The 5,162-nt window shown below is 73.8% G+C and carries 5 protein-coding genes; 2 read left to right on the top strand and 3 right to left on the bottom strand.

Features of this window, described 5'->3' with window-relative positions; translation table 11 throughout:
• Together DLJ59_RS00640 and DLJ59_RS00635 are read right to left on the bottom strand one after the other, a co-directional pair.
• Nucleotides 1-268: NAD(P)H-hydrate epimerase (locus DLJ59_RS00640; protein ID WP_244235764.1), on the bottom strand; the 268-nt coding region annotated here is incomplete at its 3' end.
• Between the two features lie 55 nt (nucleotides 269-323).
• Entirely contained in the window at nucleotides 324-692 is a 369-nt protein-coding gene (locus DLJ59_RS00635) for a holo-ACP synthase (protein ID WP_124770585.1), read from the bottom strand.
• 175 nt (nucleotides 693-867) lie between these two features.
• Between DLJ59_RS00635 and DLJ59_RS00630 the strand changes: the two genes are divergently transcribed.
• A complete protein-coding gene (locus DLJ59_RS00630) occupies nucleotides 868-1,164 on the top strand; it encodes a type VII secretion target (RefSeq protein WP_124770584.1) in 297 nt (98 codons plus the stop codon).
• The gene (locus DLJ59_RS00625; RefSeq protein ID WP_124770583.1) at nucleotides 1,161-2,774 is read left to right on the top strand and encodes an alpha/beta hydrolase; all 1,614 of its coding nucleotides are present in this window, start codon (nucleotides 1,161-1,163) and stop codon (nucleotides 2,772-2,774) included. Before DLJ59_RS00630 ends, DLJ59_RS00625 begins: the two co-directional genes overlap by 4 nt.
• Before the next feature lie 58 nt (nucleotides 2,775-2,832).
• On the opposite strand, the gene glmS is transcribed toward DLJ59_RS00625, so the two are convergent.
• Entirely contained in the window at nucleotides 2,833-4,746 is a 1,914-nt protein-coding gene (gene glmS, locus DLJ59_RS00620; RefSeq protein ID WP_124770582.1) for a glutamine--fructose-6-phosphate transaminase (isomerizing), read from the bottom strand.
• Nucleotides 4,747-5,162 lie beyond the last annotated feature (416 nt).

The following is a 5,162-nucleotide window of genomic DNA, read 5'->3' as shown; positions in this document are numbered from 1 at the left end:
CCCGCCCGGGGGAGATCAGCATGGCGGACACCTGGACACCCCGGCGGGCCAACCGCTCCCCCGCGTACAGCGCGTCGCCGCCGTTGTCACCGGAGCCGACCAGCAGCAGCACCCGGCCCCCGTAGACCCCGCCCCGCTCGGCGAGCACGAGCGCGGCGCGGCGGGCCAGGCCGGCGCCGGCCCGCTGCATCAGCGTCCCCGCCGGCAGTGTGCCCATCAACCCCGCCTCGGCCGCCCGTACGTCGGCCACCCGCCACACCGCTCTCATGCCACCGTGCCCCCATCCGTTCGCGGGCGGGCCTGATCGGCCCTCCCGGCCGACGTCATCGTTCCGCGACCACCATCGCCGACGCGATCCCGCCGTCGTGCGACAACGACAGATGCCAGTGGTTGATCCCCCGCGCGTCGGCCACCGCCGCGACAGTGCCGGAGACGGCCAGGCAGGGGCGACCATCCGGGTCGGGCACGATTTCGCAGTCGTGCCAGCTCAGCCCGGCCGGAGCGCCGAGTGCCTTGGCTACGGCCTCCTTGGCGGCGAACCGGGCGGCGAGCGACTCGGGCGAGCGCGGGTTGCCGGAGCGGTTGCGCCGCTCGGCCTCGGTGAAGAGCCGGTCGGCGAGCAGCGGCGTCCGTCCCAGGACCCGGGCGAACCGGTCGACCAGGACGATGTCGATGCCGACAGCGACGATCACCACATCACCCTACCGGCGGTCGAGGCCGCAGATTAGCCGTCAGGCTCGCGCTGGGCAACGCCTGTGGACACCCTGCGGTACGCCTCGACCTCGGCTGTCCACAGGGCACCGCGCGACTCCAGGTGCGCGCCTACCGTCAGCCGCGTCGATGCCGATCGTCCACGGGGGTGTGGTCATGACCGACGAGCCGTTCACCGTCCGGCCGGAAGAGTTGCGGGCGGTCGCCGTCCTGCTCGACGACGAGGCGCACCGGTTGACGTCGACCATCGCGGGGGTGCCCGGGCTGGTGGTGACGGCGCCCGAGTGGCGAGCTGCCACCGCCCTGTCCGGGCTGGAGGCAGCCGGGCACGCCTGGTTCTGCCGGCTGGGCGGCCGGGTCGCGACGGCCTCCGGCGGGGTCCGCGCGGCGGCCGAGGCGTACGAGACGGTGGACGACCGGGCCGCCGACCGGTTTGCCGCGGTGCCCCGGTGAGCAGCGTCGGCTACCGACAGCTGTGGGCTGTCGATCCGGACGGGTGGCGGGCCGCCGGAGCGACGTGGGCGGGGTTGACCGGGCCGCTCGACCGGCGGGTCGGCGGGCTGCGCGCGTCCGCCGTGCGGTTGCGGGGAGGTTGGTCGGGTGGGGCAGCCACCGCGGCCGACACCCGGCTCGGCGATCTCCGTGACGAGCTGACCTCGATCGCACCCGCGCTGATCGAGGTCGACCAGGTGCTGGCCGAGCTGGCCGGTCGGCTGACGGCGGCGAAGGCCCGGCTCGCCGAGGCGGTCGCCCAGGCCGACGCGGCCGGCCTGCTGGTGGACCGCTCGGGTGGGGTGCAGGTCGATCCCGCCCGGGTTCGGCCGACCGACCGGGCGGGCGTGACAGCGGCCGGGATGGCAGCGACCGGGGTGGCTGCTGCCCTGCGGGCCGCGCTCGACGGGGCGGCCACCGCCGACCGGGTCGCCGCCGACCGGTTGGCTGAGCTGGCCCGGGCCGCCGGCACCGGCTGGGCGTCCGCGCCGCCGCCGGGCCGACCGGCCCCGGGTGCCGCCCCCGCGCTGGTCAGCGCCTGGTGGTCCGGGTTGACCCCGGCGCAGCGACGATGGCTGATCGGGCGTGAGCCGGCCCTGGTCGGCCGGTTGGACGGGGTGCCGGTGGCCGCCCGCGACCAGGCCAACCGGTTACGGCTCGACGGCTGGCGAGCGGAGTTGCTGGCCGAGCGGCGACGGCTGCTGTCCCGGGTGCCGCCGGGGCCGCTCACGTCGATCCGGCTGCACGGAGTGGCCGGACGGTTGGCCGGCCTGGACGCGCTGGTCGAGCGGCTGGCGGCCGGCGGGGCACCGCGGGCGTACCTGCTCGGGTTGGATCCGGCCGGTGAGGGCCGGGTGGTGGTGGCGCTCGGCGACCCGGACCACGCCGACCGGGTGTTGACCTATGTGCCGGGGATGACCGCCGGCCTGGACGACGCCGCCGGCGAGTTGGGCAGGGCGGCCCGGGTGCTGGACCGGTGCGCCGCGCTCGCCCCGGCTGAGCGCAGCGCGGCGGTCCTCTGGTTGGACTACGACGCTCCGGATCTGCTGACGGAGGCTGCCTCATCGGGTCAGGCCCGGGACGCCGGCCCGGCGTTGCACCGCTTCCAGGAGGGGCTGCGCGCCAGTCACGACGGGTCGCCCGCCCGGCAGACCGTGCTCGGGCACAGCTACGGATCGGTGGTGGTGGGTGTGGCTGCCCGGGAGCACGGGCTCGCCGCCGACGCGCTGGTCTTCGTCGGTTCGCCCGGTGTCGGCGCGTCGCACGCCGCCGAGCTGGGCGTGCCGGCCGGTGAGGTCTGGGCGAGCACCGCCCCCGACGACGTGATCCGGGCGGCCCGTTCACCGGAGGAGCTGGGCCGACGGGCCCTGCTGCGTACGGCTCCGCTGGCCGCCGTGTTGGGCTGGCCCGACCAGACCGGGCACGAGTTGTGGTTCGGTCACGACCCGGCCGACCCCGGTTTCGGTGGGCGGGTGTTCCCGAGTGGTCGCGGCGGGCACGCCGGCTACTGGGCACCGGGAAACCCGGCGCTGGACGGGATGGCCCATGTCGTGCTGGGCCGCCCGCTGTGACGACGGAACCCCGGCCGCCGCGGGGTGCGGCGACCGGGGTTCCCGACGTGGGCGGTGGTTATTCGACGGTGACCGACTTGGCCAGGTTGCGGGGCTGGTCCACGTCGTGCCCCCGGGCGGCGGCGATCTCGGCGGCGAGCACCTGCAACGGCACCGTGGTGACGAGCGGGGCCAGCAGGGTGGGCGTACGCGGCACGTAGATCAGGTGGTCGGCGTACCGGACGACGGCCTCGTCGCCCTCCTCGGCGATCACGATGGTCCGTGCGCCACGAGCCCGGACCTCCTGAATGTTGGAGACGACCTTGTCGTGCAGCATGCCCCGGCCGACCGGCGAGGGCACCACGCAGATCACCGGGGTGCCCTTGTCGATCAGGGCGATGGGGCCGTGCTTCAGCTCACCGGCGGCGAAACCCTCGGCGTGCATGTACGCCAGCTCCTTGAGCTTCAGCGCGCCCTCCAGGGCCACCGGGTAGCCGACGTGCCGGCCGATGAACAGCACTGTCGGCTCGGACTTCAGCTCCCGGGCCAGCTCGCGGACGGGCTCGATCCGGTCGAGCAGCTCACGCAGCTTGCCGGGGATCTCCTGCAACTGCGCGACCACCGCGCCCACCTCGTCGGCGAACTTGATCCCGCGCACCTGGGCCAGGTGCAGGCCGATCAGATAGCAGGCCACGACCTGGGTGAGGAACGCCTTGGTGGAGGCGACGGCGATCTCCGGCCCACCGTGGGTGTAGAGCACCGCGTCGGACTCGCGGGGGATGGTCGAGCCGTTGGTGTTGCAGATCGCCAGCACCCGGGCCTTCTGCTCCTTGGCGTGGCGCAGCGCCATCAGGGTGTCCATCGTTTCGCCGGACTGCGAGATGACCACGATCAGCGTGGACCGGTCGAGCACCGGGTCGCGGTAGCGGAACTCGCTGGCCAGCTCCACCTCGCACGGGATCCGGGTCCAGTGCTCGATGGCGTACTTGGCGACCAGGCCGGCGTGGTATGCCGTGCCGCAGGCCACGATGAAGATCTTGTCGACGTCGCGCAGATCCTGGTCGCTGAGGCGGACCTCGTCGAGGGCGATCTCACCGCTCTCGGTGAGCCGGCCCAGCAGCGTGTCGGCGATGGCCTGCGGCTGCTCCTCGATCTCCTTGAGCATGAACCAGTCGTAGCCGCCCTTCTCCGCGGCGGAGGAGTCCCAGTCGATGTGGAAGTCCTTGCCGGCGGCGGGCTGGCCCTCGAAGTCGGTGATCTCGATGCTGTCGGCGGTGATCAGCACGATCTGGTCCTGGCCCAGCTCGACCGCTTCCCGGGTGTGCTCGATGAACGCGGCCACGTCGCTGGCCAGGTAGTTCTCCCCGTCGCCGCGACCGACCACCAGCGGCGAGTTGCGCCGGGCACCGACGACCGCACCGGGCACGGCGGCGTCCACGGCGAGCAGGGTGAACGCGCCTTCCAGCCGCTGGCAGACCACGCGCATGCCGGCGGCGAGCAGCTGCGGGCTGTCCGGTTGCCCGGCGGCGCGCAGGTCGGCCAGCGCGGCGGCGAGCAGGTGCGCGGCGCATTCGGTGTCGGTGTCGCTGGCGAACTGGACGCCGTCGGCCTCCAGCTCGGCGCGGAGCCTGGCGAAGTTCTCGATGATGCCGTTGTGGATCACCGCGACCCGCCCGTCGCCGGCGACGTGTGGGTGGGCGTTGCGGTCGGTCGGGCCGCCGTGGGTGGCCCACCGGGTGTGCCCGATGCCGGTGGTGCCGTCACCGATGCCGATCGGGCTGGCCGCGCAGGAGGTCGGGTCGTCGGCGGCCCGCTCGGACAGCACCTTCTCCAGGTTGGCCAGCTTGCCGGCCTTCTTCTCGGTCAGCAGCTGGTCGTCGCAGACGATCGCCACGCCCGCCGAGTCGTAGCCGCGGTATTCCAGTCGCCGCAGCCCGTCGAGGACGATGCCGAGTGCGGGGCGCGCGCCCGCGTATCCCACGATTCCACACATGGCCCGCAGCCTAACCCAGTTTCACTCATGATGGGTGCTCGAAAGTCGGGTAATCAATCACGGAATCTGATCGATCGGGGCTTGGGCGGCAACAACAGGACGAGCGTCACCGGCCGTTCGCCGCCCAGCCCGAGACGACGGGGTTGCGGCCCGCTCTCGGGTACGACAGTCTCTCGGCGGGTTCGGCGCGCCGCTCCTCGGCTCGTCCGTCCCATACCCACTCCCGCCCGGAGCAGCCATGTCCGACGCGCCCCCGCCCGAACCGTCCACCTCTCCCCCATCGGACCCGTCCGCCGGCGGCTCGTCTGCGTCATCGGGGGCGGGCTCTGCACCCGCGGATCCGACGGCACCACCCTCGGCTGCGTTCCCCGCACCCGACCCGCTGACCCCGGGCCAACCATGGGCCCCGCCGGCAC

The sequence above is a fragment of the Micromonospora inaquosa genome (genome assembly GCF_003857055.1).
Classification (GTDB): domain Bacteria; phylum Actinomycetota; class Actinomycetes; order Mycobacteriales; family Micromonosporaceae; genus Micromonospora; species Micromonospora inaquosa.
Note: the sequence above shows the minus strand (reverse complement) of the source record. Positions and strands in the feature narration are given on the sequence as shown.